The sequence below is a fragment of the Bradyrhizobium sp. S69 genome (genome assembly GCF_009766005.1).
Classification (GTDB): domain Bacteria; phylum Pseudomonadota; class Alphaproteobacteria; order Rhizobiales; family Xanthobacteraceae; genus Bradyrhizobium.
In genome coordinates this window covers 147564-169029 of record NZ_LMUK01000010.1, presented here as the reverse complement: position 1 = coordinate 169029, position 21466 = coordinate 147564, and the positions used below count along the sequence as shown (strand labels likewise).

The following is a 21466-nucleotide window of genomic DNA, read 5'->3' as shown; positions in this document are numbered from 1 at the left end:
GTAATGTTAGCGATCCAACGCGCCATCGACATCTTATGTTCCGGCTAGCTTACGCGCTTGTGAAGCGGCAACCTTGTTCCACGGCGCGTGATCCGACGTCGCCACGACGATCATGAGGGCGATGATGTTGGCGCCGGCGCTGGCCAGGATCGGCACCGTATAACTATGGCTGGCGTCGAAGGCGAAGCCGGCCGCGCTCGGACCGATCAGGGTGCCGAACGCCACGCTGGTGTAGAGGATTCCGATCAGGCCGCTGACATTGCGGCCGCCGAAATAATCCATCACGACGGCGGGAAGCACCGCGACCCATCCGCCGTAGAAGATGCCGTAGACGAACGCGAACGCGGCGAGCGACCAGAAATCGGTCGAGACCACCCAGATCGTCAATGCCAGCGCCATGCCGGCAAACATCAGCAACAGCGAAAGCTGCCGGCCCATCCGGTCGGCGATGCCGCCCAGGAAGAACCGCCCGGCGGTGCTGCCGATCCCGATCACGCCGAGCAGCAGCACGGCGGCGGAGGGCGCGACGCCATGATCCCTCGCGTAAGGCACGAGATGGACGAACGGCACGAACACGCCGAACGCGCAGATCAGACAGGCCGCGTACAGGCTGATGAAACGGCGCGAGCGGACGGCCTCGTTGACTGACATGCCCTCCGGCCGTGTCGATTGCGGACCCGTTTGCGGCGGATCGCCGTCGGGGCCGAGGTTGCGGTCGCGGGGATCGTTTTCAATCAGCAGCGCAAATCCGCCGCCGACGATGGCGGCGAGGGCGCCAAGCACCAGATAGGCGCCGCGCCAGCCGAGGGTCTCGATCAACAGCGATGCCAGCGGCGGCATTACCAGCGTGCCCATGCCTATTCCACTGACCGCGAGGCCGGAGGCAAAGCCGCGGCGGCGCACGAACCATCGTTGCACCGCGCCAATGGCGGGCACATAGGCGCAGCCCACACCGAGGCCGACGCCGAGTCCATAGGCGGCATAGACCTCGAACAGGGTGCGCGCCAGGCTGGCCGCGGCAAGGCCGAGGCCGGTCATGACCATGCCGGCGACGGCGAGGCGGCGCGAGCCGAAGCGATCGGCCAGCGGACCACTGACGATCCCGAGACCGAAATAGAGAAAGCCTGCGAGCGAGAACACCAGCGACACCGAGCCGCGCGAGGCGCCGAAATCCCGTTGCAGCGATTCGACGAACGCGCTGAACGTATAGGCGCTGCCGAAGCCGACGAATGTCACCGCGAATGCCGCGGCGACCACCAGCCAGCCGTGGAAGATGCGGGGAGCGGTCGTTGTGTGGCTGCTCATGACGGCCTCCATTCTGGATTGTCAGGATTGACGGTTCGACGCCAGTAAAATGACTATACCGGTGTCTATTGCGAGACACCAGTAAAAATGCTTTACTGGTGTCGAAATGTCAAAACTCTCGAGAAAATTTAAAGTTCCGGACCCATTGGCCAATCTCTATGATTTCGCCAATTCGCTCGATGTCAGGCGTTTCACGCATCACGGCGTGCCGCACCAGCAGGACGACGAACTGACGGAGCCGGCGGAACTCGCTGGCTGGCTGGCCGGGCGGGGGTTGCTGGCGCAGGGCGCGGGCAAGATCACGCCGGCGATGTTCGACACAGCACTACGGCTGCGCGCCGAGCTGCGCGATTATCTGGGATGCGATCCGATCGAGCGGCGCAAGAACGGACGTGTCGCCGGTCGCCTCAACGACGCGCTGAAAAGTTTTCCGCTGGTCGCGGATGCGCGCGGCGGTGAAGCGCTGACGCTGCGGGCCTCGCGCGAAGATGCGCTGGCCGGTTTGTCCGTCGTTGTCGCCGAGCTGTACAACGGTTCCATCAATGGAACCCTCGATCGGCTGAAGATGTGTGCGGCCGAGGAATGCCGTCGGGTGTTCTTCGACCGCTCAAAGCCGTCGACGCGGCGCTGGTGCATGTCAACGCTGTGCGGCAACCGGATCAAGACCAGAGCCTATCGCGCGCGCCATCGCGACGTCGGCTAAGTTCCATTCGGTTCCAAGATCTATTCGGTTCCAAAGTTCCATGTCGGCATTATTTGCCGATGCGCGGTACGAATGCCCGGAACTAAATTCCGTATCGAGGCCGATCAATCAGAACTTAACTATCTAATCCATTGACGACGCACGTTGTCGATCTGGCATGCTATTTGCGAGTTATAGGTCGATAGATTCCGATGCGTAACGAGGAAGTCACAGCGATGCTACGGGTATTCAAAAACTTTCTCGCCGACGAATCCGGCGCAACGGCAATCGAATATGGATTGATCGCAGCCGGTATCGCGCTTGCAATTATTACAACCATTAACGGACTCGGCACCAAGCTAAACACCAAGTTCAGCTCGATCAACAGTTCGCTGAGATAGCCATCGCAGGTGAATGTGCGTTCGCGGCTGGCTTCTTGTTTTGACGCGTTTTCTTGACGCGAGCCGGTACCCACGGAGCCTGTCATCGGGCGCGCATTCGCGCGACCCGTTGGCTCGAAAACGCTCTTAGGCGCGATAATGGCCGGACTTGCCGCCTATTTTCTCGAGCAGGTGAATGCCTTCGATGCGCACGCCACGTTCAACCGCCTTGATCATGTCGTAGATCGTCAGGCACGCGACCGACACCGCCGTCAGCGCTTCCATTTCGACACCGGTCGGGCCGGTGACCTTGACGGTGGCGCGGACGATGCAGCCCGCAAGCTTTTTGTCCGCCGTGATGTCCAGCGTGACCTTGGACAGCGCCAGCGGATGGCACAACGGTATCAGGTCCGAGGTGCGCTTCGCCGCCATGATGCCGGCGATACGCGCGGCGCCGAGCACGTCGCCTTTTTTGGCGTTGCCACTGAGGATGAGATCAAGCGTCGTCTCGCTCATGATGACGCGGCCCTCGGCGATCGCGAGGCGTTCGGTCGCGGGTTTGGCCGAGACGTCGACCATCCGCGCCGCACCTGACGTATCGATGTGGGTGAGGGCGGGTTTTTGCTTCGAGGTTTTCTTGACGGTTTTCTTGGCGGTTTCTTTGGAAGACTGGCGTGGCATGATCTAGCGCGTCCCCGTCGCACTGATGGGCTCGGCGCGCGCCAGCAAAGCGCGGGTCGCGGCGGTGACGTCGGCCTGCCGCATCAGGCTTTCGCCGACCAGGAAAGTCGACACGCCGACCCGCGCCAGCCGCGCGAGATCGGGGGCCGCGAAGATGCCGCTTTCGCCGACCATCAGCCGGTCGCCGGGGATCAGCGGCGCCAGCGCCTCGCTGGTCGCCAGCGTGGTCTCGAAGGTCCGCAAGTTGCGGTTGTTGACGCCGATCATCGGCGAGCGAAGTTTCAGGGCGCGATCGAGTTCGCCGCGGTCATGGATTTCGATCAGCACGTCCATGCCGTACGTGATCGCGGCGTCCTCGATATCGCGGGCCGCGCCGTCGTCGAGTGCCGCCATGATGATCAGGATGCAGTCGGCGCCATGGGCTCTCGCCTCGACCACCTGATAGGTGTCGAACATGAAATCCTTGCGCAGCACCGGCAGTGCGGTCGCCGCGCGCGCCGCCACCATGAAATCGAGATGGCCCTGGAACGACGGCGTGTCGGTCAGCACCGACAGACAGGCAGCGCCTCCGGCTTCATAGGCCCTGGCAAGGGCAGGCGGATCGAAATCGGCACGAATCAGCCCCTTGGAGGGCGAGGCTTTTTTCACTTCGGCGATCAGCGCGTAGTCGCCGCTGGCGAGCTTGCCGCGGATCGCACCGACGAAACCGCGTGGCGCGGGGGCGGATTTCGCCAGCGCTTCGAGGCTCGAGAGCGGGTGCGCGCGCTTGGCGGCGGCGATTTCCTCTCGCTTGTAAGTCTCGATCTTGGTCAGGATGTCGGACATCGAAAGGCCCTTTGGATCAGCCGTTGGAGACCGCGATCAGTTGCTTCAGCCGTGCTGCCGCCGCACCGCTGTCGAGCGATTTTGTGCCAAGGCCCACACCTTCTTTCAGATCCTTGGCGCGGCCGGCCACGATCAGCGCCGCCGCCGCGTTGAGCAGCGCGACATCGCGGTAGGGGCTCGGCTTGCCGTCAAGCACGCTCTGCAGGGCGATCGCGTTGGCGGCGGCGTCGCCGCCCTTCAAGCCATCACCGCTGGCGCGTGGCAGGCCGGCTTGCTCCGGCGTCACCTCGAAGGTGCGGATCTCGCCGTTTTCGAGGGCGGCGACAAACGTCGGCCCCGTGAGGGTGATTTCGTCCAGGCCATCGGAGCCGTGCACCACCCAGGCGGATTCGGCACCGAGATTCTTCAGCACTTGCGCCAGCGGCAGCACCCATTGCCGGGAAAACACCCCGACCATCTGCCGCCTGACGCCGGCCGGATTGGACAGCGGGCCCAGCAGATTGAAGATGGTGCGGGTTCCGAGTTCGGTCCGGGTCGGGCCGACATTCTTGGTCGCGGGATGGTGGGTAGGCGCGAACATGAAGCCGATCCCGGCCTTGGCGACGCAATGGCCGACCTGCTCAGGCGTGATATCGATCTTGACCCCGAGCGAGGACAGCACGTCGGCGGCGCCCGAGCGCGACGACAGTGCGCGATTGCCGTGCTTGGCAACCGGCACGCCGGTGCCCGCGACGATGAACGAGGCGCAGGTCGACACATTGACCGAGCCGGAACCGTCGCCGCCGGTGCCGACCACGTCGACGGCGTCGGCCGGCGCCTCGACCCGCAGCATCTTGGCGCGCATGGCCGATACCGCGCCGGTGATCTCGTCGACGGTCTCGCCGCGGACGCGCAGCGCCATCAACAGTCCGCCCATCTGCGAGGGCGTGGCCTCGCCGGACATCATGCTGTCGAAGGCGGACGCCGCCTCATCGCGCGACAGCGTCGCACCGGTCGCGACTTTTCCGATGATAGATTTAAAGTCGTCCATCGCGAGCTTTCAGAAAAAAGGGACCGCACGGTGAAGAGACGCCTTTGCGCCGTCTCGAACCATCAATGCGCCATCCTTCGAGACGCGGTCAACAGGCCGCTCCTCGGGGTGAGGCAACTGTGGATCGGGCGAGGGCCGCTTTGAATTTTCAATTCAGGCTCAGTTGTTGCTGTCGCTGTTGTTGTCGCTGCTGCTCGCGCCGGTTGCCTGGGCGAAGGCGGCTTCGTTGATGGTGGTGCCGATGTCGGCTTCGAGCTTGGTGACGTATTGCGCGATCTGTTCGTCCTCGACGCTGCGCTGAAGCTGTTCCTTCATCTTCTTGATGTCGTCCGACGCAAGGTCGATCGGCGGCACGCTGACATCGGTCACGCGAAACACGAGCCACTCGTTATTGGCCGCGCCGGGGGTTTGGCCGGCGCCGTCCTTCGCGGTACGAAACGCCGCCGCGATCAGGCCGGCGGGAACGCCGGGCACGGTGGCTTCGCGCCTGAAGCCCGCCGAAGTCTCGACTTTCAGTCCGGCGGTTGCGGCCTCGTCGGCGAGCTTGGCGCCGGAATCGAGCTTTTGCACCATGTCGGTGGCCTTGGCGCGCAGCCGGCTGGTGATCTGGTCGTCACGCCATTTCGCCTCGACCTGGTCCTTGACCTCATCGAGATTGCGCTCGCGCGACGGGATGATGCCGAGCACGTCGTACCAGACATAGCCGCCGTTGAAGGTAATCGGATCGTTGTCGACGCCGACGTCGCTGCCGAAGGCCTGCGTGACGATATCGAGCCCCTTGGGAATGTCGGTCGCGAACTGACCGTCGAGGCGGCGGCCGGAGCGGTCGACCGCTTCGACGGTGACAGCGTTCAGTCCGAGCTTCTTGGCGGCCTCGACCACACTGGCGCCGCCGCCGCGTTCGTCTTCCATCTTGTCGCGGAGAGCGCCGACCGATTTGCGCGCGCGCTCGGTCGCGATTTCCTTTTTCAGGGCAGGTGCTACGGCTTCAAAGGGGACTTCGGCGCCCGGCTCGATCTTGCCGATCTTGATCAAGGCGACACCGAATTTGCCCGCCAACGGCTCGCTCACATCGCCGGACGGCTGGGTGAAAGCGGCATTCGCCACCGCCGGATCGATGATCTCGGATTTCGAGACCAGGCCCAGCTCGACGTCGGATGGTTTCAACCCGCGCTCCTTGGCGAGGTCGTCGAACGACAGGCCCGAGGCGATACGCGCGCGCGCCGCGGCGGCTTCCGCATCGTTGGGAAATACGATTTGCGACACCTCGCGCTTTTCCGGCCGGCCAAGGCTGTCCTTGCGCACGTCGTACAGCTTCTTGGCGTCCTCGTCGGAGACTTCGGTCCATTTGCCGATGTCTTCCGGGGTGATCGCGACAAAGGCGATCTTGCGATATTCGGGCGCGCGGAACTGGACCTTGTGATCGTCGAAGTAACCGGCCAGCGTCTCCGGCGAAGGCGGATCGATGGTTCCGGCCTGGGCGACGTCGAGTTTGACGTATTCGACCGAGCGCTGTTCGTTCTGGAAGTTGCTGAGCGCGTCGATCGTCAGTTTCGGTGGTGCCAGACCCGCCGAAATCGTGCCGGCGATCTGGCGCCGCAGCGAGACCTTGCGCTGATCGGCGACATAACGGGCCTCGCTGTAGCCGTATTGCCGGATCGCGGCCTCGAAACGCTGGGGATCGAAGGCGCCGTTGGCTCCCTTGAAATTGGGGTCGCTGAAGATCATGCGCCGGGTTTCGTCGTCGGACTGCGCCAGCCCGAGACGGCGCGCTTCCTCATCGAGGGCGGCCTCGGCGATGGTCTGCTGCAGGACCTGGCGGTCGAGGCCAAAGGCGCGGGCCTGCTCCATCGTCAGCGGACGGCCGAATTGGCGGCCAAGCTGCTGCAGCCGATCGGTATAGAGCTGGCGGAATTCATTGGCCGAAATCTCGGTGTGACCGACCTTGGCCAAAGTCGATTGGCCGAATCCCCTGAAGATGTCGGCAATACCCCAGACTCCGAAACTGATGATCAAGACCCCCATCACCACGGCCATGATGGTTTTGCCGAGCCAGTTTGATGAGGCTTTCCGCATTCCTCGAAGCATGGGTCTGTCTTCTATCTAAAAAATAAGGGGCTGATTTTATTCGCTTTTCCGAGTTCCAGCCCGCGCCTCAGCCGTGGGTGCGGGAAATGGATGTTCTATCTTCGGTCTAGGCACGGTCTAGCTTGCCGATGGCCCCCGCTGCAAGCCTGCTGCGGCCGGCGTTTTTTGGTGTACGGCGTCGCCGTCCGCTCCCCGGACCCGTGGCAAGGCGCAGGTGGGAGCTTGATCAGGGGGCGAGCCAAAGTCAGGAACGGGCCGTGCGCGCGGTACGGGCCCCCAAGAATCGACCCAGAATCGGGCTTTATCCCGCCAGCAAATCCGTGACCCCCGCCCTGAGAAAGGCTGCATCTGCCGGATTGGCGCTCGGATTGCCCGCGCGATGACCCCATACGCTGGGGATCGGCCGCAGGGTCCCGGTTGCCAGATAAGGAAGCTCGGCCGCATTATCGGCAACGCGGAAATACAGATCCGTTTCGCTCGGCATCAGCAACATTCGCGCTTTGATGGATCGGAGCGCGTGCGTGAGATCGCCGTTGTAAAGTCTGTTGTCGCTGATATCGCCGTGAAACCATGCGTGCGCCTGCGCATAGAGGTTCGCCGCGCGGCACTGCGAAAACCGCTCGGCCCAATTGATGCGGACGAAGGTTTCGAGATCGGGCGCGCCGAGTGCGCTTTTGTAGAGGCCGGCCCGGTAGAAATCCTGGCTCAGGCCCCAGCCGGCATAGATGTGGCCAAAAGCCCTGAGCGCCAGCAGCGGCTCGCTCGAAAAGCGGCCATTGCCGAGATGCTCGGGGGCGGCTTCGAGCGTGCGCAACAGGCCGGACAGAAAAACCTTGTTGTGATCGGCGGTGCGGGCGCTGCCGCAGACGACGAAGGCGCGTGCCACCATTTCGGGATAGAGCGCCGCCCAATGGTAGGCCTGCATGCCGCCCATCGAAAATCCATAAACGGCGGCGAGTTTATCCACGCCGAGCATTTCGGTGACGAGACGGTGCTGGGCGCGGACATTGTCGGCAACCGTGACAAGTGCTGGATAATCCGGCGTCTCCGCCGCGCCGGACGATTCCCCGTTCGAGAACATGGCCACGGCGACGATGCACCAGCGCGTGGGATCGAGAATACCCCGCGGTCCGACCAGCCACGACATATCCGCAAGACGCGCGGAATAGCTCGAGGGGTAGAGGATGAGATTGTCGCGCTTGCCGTTGAGCATGCCAAAGCGCTGCCAGGCGAGTTGGGCCTCGCGGATCACGCCGCCTTTTTCAACGGCAAAATCGCCGAGGGCAAAGCTGCCCGTCTCATTCTCCCAATCCATCGCTGTTCTCCTGGATGTCCGTCTACGGCTTCTCGGCGACCTGCGCCTCGAAAGCAACGGCGACGCGCAGCAGATCGAGATCCGACCCACGCGCGCCGATGATCGAAAGCCCCACCGGCGCGCCATCGACGGTGGCGCCGGGAAGATTGACCTGCGGCACGCCGGTGAGGCCGCCTTGGCTGGTCAGGCAAGAGATGCGTTCACGCAAGGGATCCAGTTGGTGAAGCGGCAGACCTTTTTGCGGCGCCGGAAACGGTGTCGTCGGCAGGCAGAGGATGGTGCCTGACGGCAGCAGCATGCGGAGCCGGGCGCGGGCCTCCATCCGCATCAGGCTCGCGGCGTTACGCTCCGCGTCGGTCATGCTCGACCCCTGCAACAAGCCTCGCGCCACGCTGAAGGCGAGGCGCGGATTATGGCCGTCGAGCCAAGGCTGAAACGTGCGCCAGGCCTCGCTCGCCTGCAATACGCGTTGCGCGCGTTGCCAGACCGAAAGCCCTTGCGGCGCCAGCGTCACCTCACGCCGATGCCCTATCAGCTTCGCCAAACGGCTGACGGCTGGCGCGAGCGCCTGCTGCACATTTTCGTCCGCGAAGCCGAAGGAGTCCTGGGCCACCAGCAGCGTCGTGGGCAACGTGGCGGGCAGGGCGCTTCCGAATAAAACCTCGCCAACACGCGCGAAGGTCACTGCATCGCGCGCGAACCAGCCGCAGGTGTCGCTGCCGGGCGCCTGCACGGCAATGCCGGTGAAATCGATCCGCCCATGCGTCGGCCGGATGCCGTAAAGACCGCAAAAGCTCGAGGGCACGCGCACCGAGCCGCCGGTGTCGGTGCCAAGCGCGAAATCGCAGGCCCTGGCCGCCACGGCGGAAGCCGATCCGCTCGACGAGCCGCCCGGCACGCGGCCGGGTGCCGCCGGATTCAACGGCGTGCCGTCATGCGCGTTCTCGCCAAGAATGCCGAGCGACACTTCGTCGGTGATGGTCTTGCCGACGACCGAGGCGCCGGCATCGAGCAGGGTCTGCACCACCCACGCGTGACGGGTCGGCGTTGGGGCGAAGCGCGGCCAATCGGGATTGCCGCCGCCGGTCGGTACATCGGCGACATCGATCAGATCCTTGACCGCGAAACCAAGACCGGCGAGCGGCCCCGTCGCCGCACCCGGCACACGCGTGCGCGGGCCCGGTATAAAAGCTTCGGTCGAGGTCATGACGCTTTCCGGTCTTGCCAACTGCCCCCAGGCACGGCGGCGAACAAGGCCTTGGTATAGGAATGCTGCGGATTGAAAAAGATCTCGGCGGTCGGCGCCATTTCGACCACCTCGCCTTGTTTCATCACGGCGATGCGATCGCAGACTTGCAGCGCGACGCGCAAATCATGCGTCACGAACAGCATGCTGAGCTGCAGCCGCGCCTTGATGTCGGCGAGCAGCGCCAGCACCTGCGCTTGCACCGACACGTCAAGCGCCGAGACCGGCTCGTCGGCGACCAGCACTTCCGGGTGCAGCGCGAGCGCCCGGGCAATGCCGATCCGCTGGCGCTGGCCGCCGCTGAACTCATGCGGAAAACGTTTCGCTGCCGAGGCGTCGAGCCCGACAAGGCCGAGCAGCGCTAGCGCTTCTTCGCGGGCTCTGAAGGCCGGGGTGCCGTGGATGATCGGGCCTTCGGCGATGATGTCGATGACGCGTTGCCGCGGATCCAGCGACGCGTAAGGATCCTGAAACACCATTTGGACGCGTTTGCGGATTGGGCGGAGCCGGTGGCGCGGGAGACGGGCGATATCGGTGCCGCCGAGCAGGATTTGACCGCTATCGATCGGCAGCAGCCGGGTGATGGCGCGTGCCAAGGTGCTTTTCCCGGAGCCACTTTCCCCGACCAGGCCGAGCGTTTCACCGCGACGTAGTTCCATGTTCACGCCGGCCAGGGCCAGGGTGACGCGCCCACCAAACAGGCCCCGCGTGCCATAGGTCTTGGTGATATTGCGCGCCTCAATGATGATCGGTTGCATATTCGCCGGCCGTGCCGCCGGTGGTACGAGCTTGGGCACCGCGGCGATCAACGCCTTGGTATAGGGATGGGTCGGCGCGCCAAGCACGGCGCCGGCCGTGCCACGCTCGACCAGGGTGCCGCGCTGCAGCACGGCGACCTCATCGGCAATGTCGACGACGACGCCGAAATCATGCGTGATGAAGAGAACTGATGTGCCGTGCTCGCGCTGCAGTTCGCGGATCAGATAGAGAATTTGCGCCTGGGTCGTGACGTCGAGCGCCGTCGTCGGTTCATCGGCGATCAATAGCCGCGGATTGAGCAGCAAAGCCATCGCGATCATCGCGCGCTGGCGCTGGCCGCCGCTCAATTGGTGGGGAAACGAACCGATGATGCGCGCAGGCTCCGGCAGATGAACGCTGTCGATCAATTCGAGCACGCGGGCGCGGCGGGCGGCTTTGCCGAGCGAGGTGTGAATGCGCAGCACTTCATCGAGCTGGCGGCCGATCGTGTGCAGCGGGTTTAACGCCGTCATCGGCTCCTGGAAGATCATGCCGATTTTTGCGCCGCGGATGGCGCGCATCCTGTCCTGCGGCGCGACAGCAAGATCCTGGCCTTCGAACAGGATGCGGCCGCTCCCGACGCGCACATGCGGGCGCGGCAGCAGGCCCAGGATCGAACGCGCGACCAGCGATTTGCCTGATCCGCTTTCGCCGATCAGGCACGTTACCTTGCCGGCGCGCAACACCAGATCGACATCGCTTACCGCATTGGCCCGGTCGGCGCCGGGCGGCAAAGCGATCGTGAGCTTTTCAAGTTCGAGGACGGTCTCGTTCATCGCTCGCGCAGCCTCGGATTGAGGGCTTCGTTGAGCCCGTCGCCAATGAGATTGATGCCGAGCACCGTGAGCAGGATCGCGATGCCCGGAAAGGTGCAGATCCACCAGGCAGAACGTAAAACCGCGCGTCCGGCGCTGATGATCAGCCCCCAACTCATGACATTGGGATCGCCGAGGCCGAGAAACGCCAATCCGGCCTCGAGCAGGATCGCGGTGCCGATCAAGAGCGAACCGACCGCGATGATGGAGGAGGCGCAGTTCGGCAGCATATGGTTGAGGATGATGCGCGCGTCGCTGGCGCCGAGGCCGGCGCAGGCCTGCACGAATTCGCGGCCGCCGAGGGCGACGAATTCGCCGCGCACCAGCCGCGCGATGCTTGGCCAGGAGACCGCGGCAATCGCGATGATCTCGCTGGAGACCGACGGCGAGAGGATCGCGACGATCAACAGAGCGAAGATGAAGGCCGGGATGGTCTGAAAGAATTCGGTGAGGCGCATCAGCACGGTTTCGGTCCGCCCGCGATAGTAACCGGCGATGCCTCCGAGCACCGCGCCGAACACGATGGCGGCGAGGGTGGCGCCGACACCGATGAGGAGCGAGGTGCGGGCGCCGTAGGCGATCTCGGCTGCGACATCGCGACCGAGCGTGTCGGTGCCGAGCAGGAAGCGGCCGCCCGGCGGCTGCAAGGCGGGGCCGGCGAGCTTGAACGGATTGTCGGGATAGATCACCGGCGTGAGCACGACGAGCAGCAGCAGGCACCCCAGCACGGCCGCGCCGAATAAAGCCATCCGATTACGCGCGAACCGCGCAACACCCTGCCACATGTCAAATCTCCATGCGCGGGTCGAGCATGACGTAGATCACGTCGACGGCGAGGTTGATGACCACGATCAGGCAGGCCGACATGAAGAAGATCGCGAGCAACAGATTGAGGTCGCGCGATTGGAGCGCGTTGAAGGCCAGCGTGCCGATGCCGGGCCAGCCGAATACGGTTTCCACGACGATGGAGCCGCCGATCAGATTGCCGGCCTGAACGCCGGCGATCGTCACGATCGGCAACAGCGCATTGCGCAGCACATGACCTGTCATGATCCGGCGCTCGGTCTGGCCCTTGGCGCGCGCCGTCGTCACATAGTCCATGCCGGTTTGCTCGAGGACGGATGCGCGCATCAGGCGCGCGTAGAGCGCGAGGTAAAACAGCGCGAGCGAGACGGCGGGCATCACCAGATGGCGGGCGACGTCCTTTACCTCGGCCCAGCCTTCGTGACCGGCGCCGACGGTGTCGAACCCGCTTGTCGGCAGCCAGCCTAGCCCGATCGAAAAGATCACGATCATCATCAGCCCAAGCCAGAATCCGGGCGTTGCATAGGCGACAAGGCTCACCAGCGAAATGATGTTGTCGCGCCAGGAATTGCGCCCGGTCGCGGCAACCAGACCAAGGATGATGCCGAGCACCACAGCGGTCCCGAACGCCGTCAACATCAAAAGGCTGGTCGGCCCGAGCCGTTCGAGGATCAGGCCAGAGACATCGGCATCGTTGCGGTAAGAATAGCCGAGATTGAAGTGCGCCATGTTCGAGAGGTATGTCAGGAACTGCATGCCGAGCGATTGGTCGAGGCCGAATTTATGGCGCAGCGCGTCCATATATTCGGGCGTCGCCGCACCGCTCTCGCCGGCGAGCACCGAGGCCGCGTCGCCGGGCGCCAGATGGATCAGCAGGAAGTTGAGTACAATGATGCCGAAGATCACCGGCAGCGCGGTGACCAGCCGGTATCCCATATAACGGGCAAATCGCACGGCTCAGGTTTCCAGCCAGGCCCGTTCGAAAGCCTGCTGCGTGCCGAGCGGCCCGGTGGTGTGATCGTGAAGCTTTCGGTTGAAGACCGAGACATATTGCACGTCGATCAGCCAGACCAGCGGGCAATCCTCGGCCAGAATCTGCTGCGCCTTCTTGTACAGCACGGCGCGCTTGTCGTGGTCTTGTTCGCGCATCGCCTCGTTGAGAATGCCGTCGAATTCCGGATTGGCATAAAAGCTGTCGTTGACGAAGGTCACGCCTTTTCTGATCTGCGACGCCAGATATTGCTTGTTGAGGCCATAGACCGGATCGACACCCTGGCTCAGGAAGGGCTCGTTAATATCGTAATCGTACTCGGTATAGACGCGCCGCAACCAGGTGGCGGTGTCTTCCGAGCGCAGCGTCAGATCGATCCCGACGATCGCAAGCGCCTGTTTGAGATATTCGGCCTGGCGCAGCCATTGCTCGCCGAATGAATTGACTTCGAGATGCATGCCGAAGCGCATGCCGTTGGCGCCGCGCGGCAGGCCCGCGCCGTCGAGCAGTCTGTTGGCAATGTCGAGACGGTCGGGCACGTCATATTTGTGCACATCGTCGGTATAGAACCCGACGGTCTTGAACAGGCTGCTGAGCGGGCCGGTGGCTGGCTTGCCGTAGCCATACATGACATCGCGCAGGATCACGTTGCGGTCGATCGCGTAAGCGATGGCCTGGCGCACTTCCTTTTTGTCGAGCGGGGCGTGTTTGGCATTGAGCTCGAGCACGCTCAAGGCGGGCGTCATCTCATAGCCTTTCATCGTCGTATCGAGCGTCGGGTTGGTTTTCATCCGCGCCAGATCGGCGTAGTTGACGGCGCTGTAGCCGGCGAAATGTGCCTCGCCGGTTTCGAGCGCGGCAGAGCGCGTCGCGGCATCGGGAATGAAACGCGCGATGATATGATCGAGATAGGGCAGTCCCGGCTTCCAGTATTTTTCATTGCGGTCGAGCCGCACGAACTGCCCGCGGTCCCATTGGCCGAATTTGAACGGCCCGGTGCCGATCGGCTTGTTGGCCGATGGATTCTGCAAGATCTGCGTTCCCTCGAAAACCGATTTGCACATGATCGGCAGGTCGCGCCCCGCGAGCCCCTTCATGAGATAGGGCGCGGGATTGGCGAGCAGCAGAACCGCGGTCTTTTCGTCCGGGGTGTCGACGCCGGTTAGTTCGGCAAGCAGGAGCGGTGCAATGGGGTGATATTTCTTCAAGATCTCCATGAAGGAGAATTGGACGTCGGCGCTTGTGAAAGGCTTGCCGTTGTGAAACACGACGCCCTCGCGCAGCTTGAAGGTAATGGATTTACCGTCGGGCGCGATTTCCCAGGAGGTTGCGAGATTGGGCTGGGGATTTTGATCCCAGTCGTAGGTCACCAGACCTTCATAGATCTGCGTGGCGATGGGCGGGATATTGCCGGCGGTCACGGCGTAATGGGCGAGCGTCGAAGGCTCGGGCTGCACGATCATCACCATCGTGCCGCCTCGCACCGGCTGATCGGCCTTGGCCAAATTGTTGAAGATCGTGCTGGAGGATGCGACCAACCCAAGCGGCAAAGCCAGAGCCGTACGGCGTGAGATTTTATTCAAGCGCGGATCGTGAACCAAAATGCGAACTCCTTGATGGTGTTCGCAAACAAGCAATTGACGTGCCATCCCAGATGCCGCGACAATCGGTCCAGTTACCAAAAAATCTACAAAACAAGACTCTGGTCGACGTTTTTGGAGAATGGTGCGTCGGTCGTTGCTCCAACAATTGCGTTCCTCCAACACTTGTTTGTGATGCCCACGCGTTGAGTCACGGGCATTGGCCGTTGCGACGTCGCCATCTTGGCGGGGATGTAGCAAGACTGTTCTCTGGAATAGGCACCGCGGCTCTGCTAGCTGATACCGACGTCACACGATCGCGGGAATGTCATATGACCGACGCCATCCGGCCGCTGATTGCCGGCAACTGGAAAATGAACGGCCTCAAGGCCACCATCGCGGAATTCGACGCGATGTGTGCCGGCGCCGCGGGCTTCGCTGCCAAGGCCGATCTCCTGGTTTGCCCGCCGGCGACCTTGATCGCCGGCTTCGCGGATCGAGCACGCGGGGTCAAAACGCTGGCGATCGGTGCCCAGGATTGCCATCCCAAGGTCTCGGGCGCCCATACCGGCGACCTCTCGGCCGAAATGCTGGCGGATGCCGGCGCCACCGCCATCATCGTCGGCCATTCGGAGCGCCGCGCCGATCATGGCGAGAGTGACGCGCTGGTGCGGCTGAAGGCGGAGGCCTGCTGGCGCGCCGGTCTCGTTGCCATCGTCTGTATCGGCGAGACCCAGCAGCAGCGCGATCACGGCAAGACGCTCGATATTTGTGGCGGCCAGCTCGCGGGATCGCTGCCTGACGGCATCACGGCAGCTAATCTGGTGGTGGCCTATGAGCCGGTCTGGGCGATCGGTACCGGGCTGACGCCGACGGCCTCCGATGTCGAGCAGGTTCATCGCTTCATCCGGGACTGCCTGACATCGCGGTTCAAGGACGAGGGGCCCCGGATCCGCATCCTCTATGGCGGCTCGGTGAAACCCTCCAACGCGGCCGAACTGATGGCGGTGGCCAACGTCAACGGCGCGCTGGTCGGCGGCGCCAGCCTGAAGGCATCGGATTTCCTCGCGATTGCACAGGGTTGTCCGTCGTAGGATTGTCTTTTCCTCAGTTAGACATCATAAGTTGTAAAAATACCGCCGGTGGCGCTGTTTTTGCCCCCGAAGAGCGTTTTCGAGCGAAGTGGGCACCGGTTCGCGTGAAGAAAACGCGTCAAAACAAAAGACTAGAGCCCAGCTCCGATTCCATCGGAACTGGGCTCTAGCGCACTCGCGAAAAGGCCGTAAAGCAACTATCTGGTGCTGATCGCGCGGGGGGTGACAATGCCCGGTCCGATCGTGTAACACCGCCGCGAATTCAAATCCCGCAAGCCCGTTGATGCAGCCGGCTCCCCGGCCACGTTGGTTTGCGACGGAAGGTAGCAATGCAGACTGTCGTTATCGTCGTCCACCTCATGATCGTCGCGGTTCTGATCGCGACCGTGCTGCTGCAGAAATCCGAAGGCGGTGGCCTTGGCATGGGCGGCGGCGCCGGCTTCATGTCGAGCCGCGGCACCGCCAATTTGCTGTCCCGCACTACGGCCATCCTGGCGGTCGGCTTCTTCGTCACCAGCCTGTTTCTGAACTGGCTCGCGAGCTACAACCGCGCCCCGACCTCGATCCTGGGCACGCCGGCGTCGCAGTCGCAGCCGGCCGGCGGCCCGACCCCGATCGCGCCGACCAGCGGCGGTGTGCTGGATTCGCTGAAGAAGTCCGACCAGCCGGCGAATCCACCGGCTCCGTCAGGCCCGGAAGCGCCGAAGTCCCAATAAAGCTTGGTGGCCATGCAGGATCGCATCTAGCGTCCTGCATGAGCAGACCCCATCAATGTCCTGACAATACTTCAGTTTTCACGTCACCCACAGCCCGGCCGAATGTTTGGCGCGGGGCGCGATTCGTTTTGGCGAATCATGCCACTGGCATTAAAGGTTAGGCCCCATGGCGCGGTACATATTCATCACCGGCGGCGTGGTTTCATCGCTCGGAAAAGGTCTTGCTTCAGCGGCGCTTGGCGCGCTGTTGCAATCACGAGGCTACAAGGTCCGGCTTCGCAAGCTCGACCCTTATCTCAATCTCGATCCCGGAACGATGTCGCCGTATCAGCACGGCGAAGTGTTCGTCACCGATGACGGCGCCGAGACCGATCTCGATCTCGGCCATTACGAGCGCTTTACCGGACGTCCGGCCACCAAGGCCGACAACATCACCACCGGGCGCATCTATCAGGACATCCTGACCAAGGAACGCCGCGGCGACTATCTCGGCGCCACCATCCAGGTGATTCCGCACGTCACCAACGCGATCAAGGATTTCATCCTCGACAGCAATGACGATTACGATTTCGTGCTCTGCGAGATCGGCGGCACGGTCGGCGACATCGAGGGCCTGCCGTTCTTCGAGGCGATCCGCCAGATCAAGAACGATTTGCCGCGCGACCACGCCATCTACATTCATCTGACGCTGCTGCCGTTCATCCCAAGCGCGGGCGAACTCAAGACAAAACCGACCCAGCATTCGGTCAAGGAGCTGCGCTCGATCGGCATCCAGCCGGACATCCTGCTGTGCCGCACCGATCGCCCGATCCCCAAGGAAGAGCGGCGCAAGCTCGGCCTGTTCTGCAACGTGCGCGAGACCGCGGTGATCGAGGCGCGGGATGTCGATAACATCTACGCAGTGCCGGAGGCCTACCACGCCGCCGGCCTCGACGATGAAGTGCTGGCGGCGTTCGGCATCGAGGCGCGGATTCCGCCGGCGCTACAGAGCTGGAACGTCATCAACGAGCGGGTGCGCAACCCCGAAGGCGCGGTGACCATCGCCATCGTCGGCAAATACACCGGCATGAAGGACGCCTATAAATCGCTGATCGAGGCGCTGTCGCACGGCGGCATCGCCAACAAGGTCAAGGTCAATCTCGACTGGATCGAGAGCGAGGTGTTCGAGAACGAAGACCCGGCGCCGTTCCTCGAGCACGTCAACGGCATCCTGGTGCCCGGCGGCTTCGGCCAGCGCGGCGCCGAGGGCAAGATTCGCGCGGCGCAATTCGCGCGCGAGCGCAATGTGCCGTATTTCGGCATTTGCTTCGGCATGCAGATGGCGGTGATCGAGGCCGCGCGTAATCTGGTCGGTATCGAGGCGGCCAATTCCACCGAGTTCGGCCCGACCAAGGAGCCGCTGGTCGGCCTGATGACGGAATGGTTGCGCGGCAATGAACTGGAGAAGCGCTCCAAGGTTGGCGATCTCGGCGGCACCATGCGGCTCGGCGCGTACCCCGCGGCACTGACCCGCGGCAGCCGGGTATCGGAAGTCTATGGCGGCGCCACCGAGATTTCCGAACGTCATCGCCACCGCTACGAGGTCAACACCGCCTACAAGGACCGGCTCGAGCAGCACGGCCTGCGGTTTTCCGGCCTGTCGCCCGATGGCGTGCTGCCGGAGATCGTCGAATATGAGGATCACCCCTGGTTCATCGGCGTGCAATTCCATCCCGAACTGAAATCGCGCCCGTTCGAACCGCACCCGCTGTTTGCGTCGTTCGTTCAGGCCGCGATGGTGCAAAGCCGGCTGGTTTAACTCGAATCAGCCCGCCTTCTTTTTTGCGATCTTGCGCAAGGCATCATCGATCCGCGACTGCCAGCCGGGGCCTTTGGCCTTGAAATGTTTTACGACCTCCGGGCTGAGACGGATCGATACCGCGACCTTGGTTGGCGTTTTCTGTGGCCCGCGTTTTCCCACAATGCGCGCCAATTCGCCCGGTTTGAGGTCCTTCAATCGTACCCCGGCGGGCCATTTCGTCGCTCGCGCGAAATCCTCTTTGGTCCATTCCGGATTATCGTCGTCGAAGATGACGGGGGGCTGCTTAGCTTTTCGAGGCATGGCGTTTCATTTCCTTTGCATGCGCACGTCGAAGGCTGATCGGCCGGTACTGCCCATCGCGGATCGTGAAGACGAGGCAATAAGCGAGGCCGTCGATCAGTCCGTAACCGCGATAACGCGGTTCGCCGTATTCGAAACGATCATCATCGACCACTGCGAAGATATCGAGGTCGACCCAGCGCGCCAGCGATATGCCGTGTTTGGCCAGATTGACCGCGTCCTTCGATGGATCGAAACCAACCATTTTTTGTATATACGATTTGTCGATGCTTCGGTCAAGATGACAACGGTGCCATGTGCTCACCCCCTCAAGACAGTCTTCAGGCTACCGGCTATAACCGCCGCGCAAGAACAGGGAGGATACCTATGATCTACGAGACACGCGTCTATCGTTGCCTGCCGGGCCGGCTGCCGGCGCTGTTGAAGCGCTTTGAGACCATCACGCTAAAACTTTGGGAAAAGCACGGCATCAAGCAGGCCGGGTTCTTCACCACGCTGGTCGGCGAATCCAACCAGGACCTGACCTATCTGCTGGCCTGGGAGTCGCTCGCCGATCGCGAGAAGAAATGGGCCGCATTCCAGAGCGATCCGGACTGGATTTCAGCGCGCGCCAAGACCGAGGCAGACGGCCAGATCGTCGGCAACATCGTCAACCAGTTGCTGGTGCCGACCTCGTTCTCGTCGGTCAAGTGACCGCGTTCACGAAAAGCATTGTTGCAGCGAAAGCGCGCCCCGCATGCGATGCGGGGCGGGCGGTTGCGCCGGTGATCGTGTCGGTTGGACAACCCTGATATTCCAAGCTGCCAAAATGGCTTGAGAGGGTTGATCCCCGGGAAACCGCCCGGCATGGTCGGCCCGAACAAGGAAAGCGCTTTGAACACCACCCCTACAGCTGCACCGGTTGTCACCGCGGGCACGGTCAAGTTCGGCAACGACCTGCCGATCTCGATCATCGCCGGCCCGTGCCAGCTCGAAAGCCGTGCGCACGCGCTCGAAGTCGCCGGCGCGCTGAAGGAGATTGCGACGCGGCTCGGCATCGGCCTCGTCTACAAGACCTCGTTCGACAAGGCCAACCGCACCAGCGCCAGGGCCGCGCGCGGCATCGGCCTCCAACAGGCGCTGCCGATCTTTGCCGAAATCCGTTCTTCGCTCGGATTGCCCGTGCTCACCGACATCCACGAAATCTCGCAATGCGCCGAGGTCGCGCAGGCGGTCGACGTGTTGCAGATCCCGGCGTTTCTCTGCCGGCAGACCGATCTGTTGGTCGCGGCGGCCGAAACCGGCAAGGTCGTCAACGTCAAGAAAGGCCAGTTCCTGGCGCCGTGGGACATGGCCAATGTGGTCGCCAAGATCACTGGATCAGGCAATCGCAATGTGCTGGTCACCGAGCGCGGCGCTTCGTTCGGTTATAATACGCTGGTGTCGGACATGCGGGCGCTGCCGATTTTGGCGCGCACCACCGGCGCGCCGGTGATTTTCGACGCCACGCATTCGGTGCAGCAACCGGGCGGCAAGGGCGCATCGTCGGGCGGCGAGCGCGAGTTCGTCCCGGTGCTGGCGCGCGCCGCGGTCGCGGTGGGCGTCGCCGGGGTGTTCATCGAAACCCATCCCGATCCCGATCACGCGCCGTCCGACGGTCCGAACATGGTGCCGCTGCGTGAGTTCGAGGGGCTGCTGCGGACATTGATGGCATTCGACCGCTTGGCGAAAAGCCCGGCGGCCTGATGGGCAATACGCCTAGCGGCCGCGATCAATCGCGCATGCCGCCAGTCCTGAACATCATTGCGCTGGCGACGTTTGCCGCCAGCCTCTCGGCGCGGGCGCTCGATCCAGTGCTGCCGCATGTCGCCAGCGATTTTGCCGTCAGCATCGCGACCGCGGCGGGCTTTGCCTCGGTGTTCGCCTTCACCTTCGCCATCATCCAGCCGGCGCTGGGGGCTGCGGCGGATTTGTTCGGCAAGGCACGGCTCGTGATCATATGCCTCGTGCTGCTGGGCGTGGCCAACGTGCTCGGCGCGCTGTCGTCGTCGTTTCCGATGCTGTTTGCGACACGCATCCTGGCCGGGATCGGCGCCGGCGGGGTATTTCCGATCGCGCTCGGGCTCGCCAGCGATCTGGTCGGACCGGAGAAGCGCCAGATTGCGATCGGAAGAACCCTGACGGGCTCGATGACCGGCAATCTGCTGGGGGCGTCGCTGTCGGGGCTGGTCGGCGACTTCCTGGGCTGGCGCGGCGTGCTCGCTGTGCTCGGCTCGCTGGCGGTGGTGGCCTCGATCGCGGTCGCACTCGGATTTCGCGGCGGGGCGCTGACCCGGGCGCCGGCAAAGATCGATCTATCGGTGCTCAAGCACGGCTATCGCACCATCTTCGCCAATCCCAACGCGAAGGTCTGCTACAGCGCGGTCTTTATCGAGGGCTGTTGCGTGCTCGGCCTGTTTCCCTACATCGCTTCGTTCCTGTTCGAGCAGGGCGTCACCAGCCTTTCGATCGGCGGGTTGGTGATTGCCGGATTCGCGGTCGGCGGCTTGTTCTACACCGCGACCGTATCGCGGCTGCTGCCGCTGATCGGGATCAACGGCTTGATGATGTCGGGCGCGGCGCTGATGGGCGTGCAACTGGCCATCATCGCCTTCGGTCCGCGCTGGCAGTTCCAGGCGTTCAGCTTCGTCCTGATGGGGGCGGGGTTCTACATGATCCACGGCTCGCTGCAGGTGTTCGCCAGCGAATTGTCGGTGGAAGCCCGCGCCACCGCGCTGGCGCTGCATTCATTCTTCTTTTTCATGGGCCAGACCGTCGGCCCGATCGCCTACGGGTTCGGCATCCTGAATGCCGGCAAGATTCCGGCGCTGCTGACCAGTGCGGTTATTATCGTCACGCTCGGCTTTGTCTGTGCGCGGCTGTTGCGGCAGACCCGGCCGGCGGACGCGGCGGCGCGGCCCGACGTTGCGCCTTGACACGAGTCTGGCCTCCGCCATCTGATGCAACTGCTTGACCGATGCGGGGCGGCAGGTAGCG

Annotated in this window: 21 protein-coding genes; 8 read left to right on the top strand and 13 right to left on the bottom strand. The window is 63.3% G+C overall.

What is annotated here, in order from left to right:
- Positions 1-33: 33 nt before the first annotated feature.
- On the bottom strand, positions 34-1305 hold the full coding sequence (locus tag GSQ88_RS04035; protein WP_159006095.1) for an MFS transporter: 1272 nt from the start codon (positions 1303-1305) through the stop codon (positions 34-36).
- Positions 1306-1411: 106 nt separating this feature from the next.
- Between GSQ88_RS04035 and GSQ88_RS04030 the strand changes: the two genes are divergently transcribed.
- Positions 1412-2008, top strand: coding sequence for a CGNR zinc finger domain-containing protein (locus GSQ88_RS04030; protein WP_159006094.1), 597 nt, complete (start codon positions 1412-1414; stop codon positions 2006-2008).
- A 191-nt stretch (positions 2009-2199) separates the two neighbouring features.
- Entirely contained in the window at positions 2200-2388 is a 189-nt protein-coding gene (locus tag GSQ88_RS04025; RefSeq protein ID WP_159006093.1) for a Flp family type IVb pilin, read from the top strand.
- A gap of 126 nt (positions 2389-2514) precedes the next feature.
- Here GSQ88_RS04025 and moaC read toward each other — a convergent pair whose 3' ends face one another.
- The 10 genes from moaC to GSQ88_RS03975 all read right to left on the bottom strand — a co-directional run bounded on the left by moaC (position 2515) and on the right by GSQ88_RS03975 (position 14543).
- A complete protein-coding gene (moaC, locus tag GSQ88_RS04020; RefSeq protein WP_159006092.1) occupies positions 2515-3048 on the bottom strand; it encodes a cyclic pyranopterin monophosphate synthase MoaC in 534 nt (177 codons plus the stop codon).
- A gap of 3 nt (positions 3049-3051) precedes the next feature.
- Positions 3052-3873: an indole-3-glycerol phosphate synthase TrpC gene (gene trpC, locus GSQ88_RS04015; RefSeq protein WP_159006091.1), complete on the bottom strand. Its 822-nt coding sequence runs from the start codon at positions 3871-3873 to the stop codon at positions 3052-3054.
- Between the two features lie 16 nt (positions 3874-3889).
- Positions 3890-4903 (bottom strand): anthranilate phosphoribosyltransferase, encoded by a 1014-nt coding sequence (gene trpD / locus GSQ88_RS04010; protein ID WP_159006090.1) that lies wholly within the window; start codon positions 4901-4903, stop codon positions 3890-3892.
- A 159-nt stretch (positions 4904-5062) separates the two neighbouring features.
- A complete protein-coding gene (locus GSQ88_RS04005; RefSeq protein WP_159006089.1) occupies positions 5063-6991 on the bottom strand; it encodes a peptidylprolyl isomerase in 1929 nt (642 codons plus the stop codon).
- Between the two features lie 301 nt (positions 6992-7292).
- Positions 7293-8306, bottom strand: a complete 1014-nt coding sequence (locus GSQ88_RS04000; RefSeq protein WP_159006088.1) for an alpha/beta fold hydrolase — start codon at positions 8304-8306, stop codon at positions 7293-7295.
- A 22-nt stretch (positions 8307-8328) separates the two neighbouring features.
- Positions 8329-9513 (bottom strand): amidase, encoded by a 1185-nt coding sequence (locus tag GSQ88_RS03995; RefSeq protein WP_159006087.1) that lies wholly within the window; start codon positions 9511-9513, stop codon positions 8329-8331.
- A complete protein-coding gene (locus tag GSQ88_RS03990; RefSeq protein WP_159006086.1) occupies positions 9510-11126 on the bottom strand; it encodes an ABC transporter ATP-binding protein in 1617 nt (538 codons plus the stop codon). Before GSQ88_RS03990 ends, GSQ88_RS03995 begins: the two co-directional genes overlap by 4 nt.
- Positions 11123-11950, bottom strand: a complete 828-nt coding sequence (locus tag GSQ88_RS03985; RefSeq protein WP_159006085.1) for an ABC transporter permease — start codon at positions 11948-11950, stop codon at positions 11123-11125. The genes GSQ88_RS03990 and GSQ88_RS03985 overlap by 4 nt, the downstream gene beginning before the upstream one ends.
- Position 11951: 1 nt before the next feature.
- Complete coding sequence (locus tag GSQ88_RS03980) at positions 11952-12905, bottom strand: ABC transporter permease (protein WP_159006113.1); 954 nt, start codon at positions 12903-12905, stop codon at positions 11952-11954.
- Positions 12906-12926: 21 nt separating this feature from the next.
- On the bottom strand, positions 12927-14543 hold the full coding sequence (locus GSQ88_RS03975) for an ABC transporter substrate-binding protein (protein ID WP_159006084.1): 1617 nt from the start codon (positions 14541-14543) through the stop codon (positions 12927-12929).
- Positions 14544-14872: 329 nt separating this feature from the next.
- On the opposite strand from GSQ88_RS03975, the gene tpiA reads away from it, so the two are divergent.
- From tpiA to pyrG, 3 genes are all read left to right on the top strand, one after another.
- Entirely contained in the window at positions 14873-15634 is a 762-nt protein-coding gene (gene tpiA, locus GSQ88_RS03970; RefSeq protein ID WP_159006083.1) for a triose-phosphate isomerase, read from the top strand.
- A gap of 329 nt (positions 15635-15963) precedes the next feature.
- The gene (gene secG / locus GSQ88_RS03965) at positions 15964-16350 is read left to right on the top strand and encodes a preprotein translocase subunit SecG (RefSeq protein ID WP_159006082.1); all 387 of its coding nucleotides are present in this window, start codon (positions 15964-15966) and stop codon (positions 16348-16350) included.
- 166 nt (positions 16351-16516) lie between these two features.
- Positions 16517-18148, top strand: coding sequence for a CTP synthase (gene pyrG / locus GSQ88_RS03960; protein ID WP_159006081.1), 1632 nt, complete (start codon positions 16517-16519; stop codon positions 18146-18148).
- Positions 18149-18154: 6 nt separating this feature from the next.
- Here pyrG and GSQ88_RS03955 read toward each other — a convergent pair whose 3' ends face one another.
- Both GSQ88_RS03955 and GSQ88_RS03950 read right to left on the bottom strand, forming a co-directional pair.
- The gene (locus GSQ88_RS03955; protein ID WP_159006080.1) at positions 18155-18451 is read right to left on the bottom strand and encodes a BrnA antitoxin family protein; all 297 of its coding nucleotides are present in this window, start codon (positions 18449-18451) and stop codon (positions 18155-18157) included.
- Positions 18435-18695 carry a BrnT family toxin gene (locus GSQ88_RS03950; RefSeq protein WP_159006079.1) on the bottom strand — a complete coding sequence of 87 codons (261 nt, stop codon included), beginning with the start codon at positions 18693-18695 and terminating at the stop codon, positions 18435-18437. The genes GSQ88_RS03955 and GSQ88_RS03950 overlap by 17 nt, the downstream gene beginning before the upstream one ends.
- A 122-nt stretch (positions 18696-18817) precedes the next feature.
- Between GSQ88_RS03950 and GSQ88_RS03945 the strand changes: the two genes are divergently transcribed.
- From GSQ88_RS03945 to GSQ88_RS03935, 3 genes are all read left to right on the top strand, one after another.
- Complete coding sequence (locus GSQ88_RS03945) at positions 18818-19144, top strand: NIPSNAP family protein (RefSeq protein WP_159006078.1); 327 nt, start codon at positions 18818-18820, stop codon at positions 19142-19144.
- A gap of 153 nt (positions 19145-19297) precedes the next feature.
- Positions 19298-20176, top strand: a complete 879-nt coding sequence (gene kdsA / locus GSQ88_RS03940; RefSeq protein ID WP_502706689.1) for a 3-deoxy-8-phosphooctulonate synthase — start codon at positions 19298-19300, stop codon at positions 20174-20176.
- A gap of 35 nt (positions 20177-20211) precedes the next feature.
- The gene (locus tag GSQ88_RS03935) at positions 20212-21405 is read left to right on the top strand and encodes an MFS transporter (RefSeq protein WP_502706692.1); all 1194 of its coding nucleotides are present in this window, start codon (positions 20212-20214) and stop codon (positions 21403-21405) included.
- The last annotated feature ends 61 nt before the right edge of the window (positions 21406-21466 follow it).

Coding starts and splice junctions, on each gene's coding strand:
- GSQ88_RS04035 (WP_159006095.1), bottom strand. CDS start 1,305: ATGAGCAGCCACACAACGACCGCTCCCCGCATCTTCCACGGCTGGCTG.
- GSQ88_RS04030 (WP_159006094.1), top strand. CDS start 1,412: ATGTCAAAACTCTCGAGAAAATTTAAAGTTCCGGACCCATTGGCCAAT.
- GSQ88_RS04025 (WP_159006093.1), top strand. CDS start 2,200: ATGCGTAACGAGGAAGTCACAGCGATGCTACGGGTATTCAAAAACTTT.
- moaC (WP_159006092.1), bottom strand. CDS start 3,048: ATGCCACGCCAGTCTTCCAAAGAAACCGCCAAGAAAACCGTCAAGAAA.
- trpC (WP_159006091.1), bottom strand. CDS start 3,873: ATGTCCGACATCCTGACCAAGATCGAGACTTACAAGCGAGAGGAAATC.
- trpD (WP_159006090.1), bottom strand. CDS start 4,903: ATGGACGACTTTAAATCTATCATCGGAAAAGTCGCGACCGGTGCGACG.
- GSQ88_RS04005 (WP_159006089.1), bottom strand. CDS start 6,991: ATGCTTCGAGGAATGCGGAAAGCCTCATCAAACTGGCTCGGCAAAACC.
- GSQ88_RS04000 (WP_159006088.1), bottom strand. CDS start 8,306: ATGGATTGGGAGAATGAGACGGGCAGCTTTGCCCTCGGCGATTTTGCC.
- GSQ88_RS03995 (WP_159006087.1), bottom strand. CDS start 9,513: ATGACCTCGACCGAAGCTTTTATACCGGGCCCGCGCACGCGTGTGCCG.
- GSQ88_RS03990 (WP_159006086.1), bottom strand. CDS start 11,126: ATGAACGAGACCGTCCTCGAACTTGAAAAGCTCACGATCGCTTTGCCG.
- GSQ88_RS03985 (WP_159006085.1), bottom strand. CDS start 11,950: ATGTGGCAGGGTGTTGCGCGGTTCGCGCGTAATCGGATGGCTTTATTC.
- GSQ88_RS03980 (WP_159006113.1), bottom strand. CDS start 12,905: ATGGGATACCGGCTGGTCACCGCGCTGCCGGTGATCTTCGGCATCATT.
- tpiA (WP_159006083.1), top strand. CDS start 14,873: ATGACCGACGCCATCCGGCCGCTGATTGCCGGCAACTGGAAAATGAAC.
- secG (WP_159006082.1), top strand. CDS start 15,964: ATGCAGACTGTCGTTATCGTCGTCCACCTCATGATCGTCGCGGTTCTG.
- pyrG (WP_159006081.1), top strand. CDS start 16,517: ATGGCGCGGTACATATTCATCACCGGCGGCGTGGTTTCATCGCTCGGA.
- GSQ88_RS03955 (WP_159006080.1), bottom strand. CDS start 18,451: ATGCCTCGAAAAGCTAAGCAGCCCCCCGTCATCTTCGACGACGATAAT.
- GSQ88_RS03950 (WP_159006079.1), bottom strand. CDS start 18,695: ATGGTTGGTTTCGATCCATCGAAGGACGCGGTCAATCTGGCCAAACAC.
- GSQ88_RS03945 (WP_159006078.1), top strand. CDS start 18,818: ATGATCTACGAGACACGCGTCTATCGTTGCCTGCCGGGCCGGCTGCCG.
- kdsA (WP_502706689.1), top strand. CDS start 19,298: ATGGTCGGCCCGAACAAGGAAAGCGCTTTGAACACCACCCCTACAGCT.
- GSQ88_RS03935 (WP_502706692.1), top strand. CDS start 20,212: ATGCCGCCAGTCCTGAACATCATTGCGCTGGCGACGTTTGCCGCCAGC.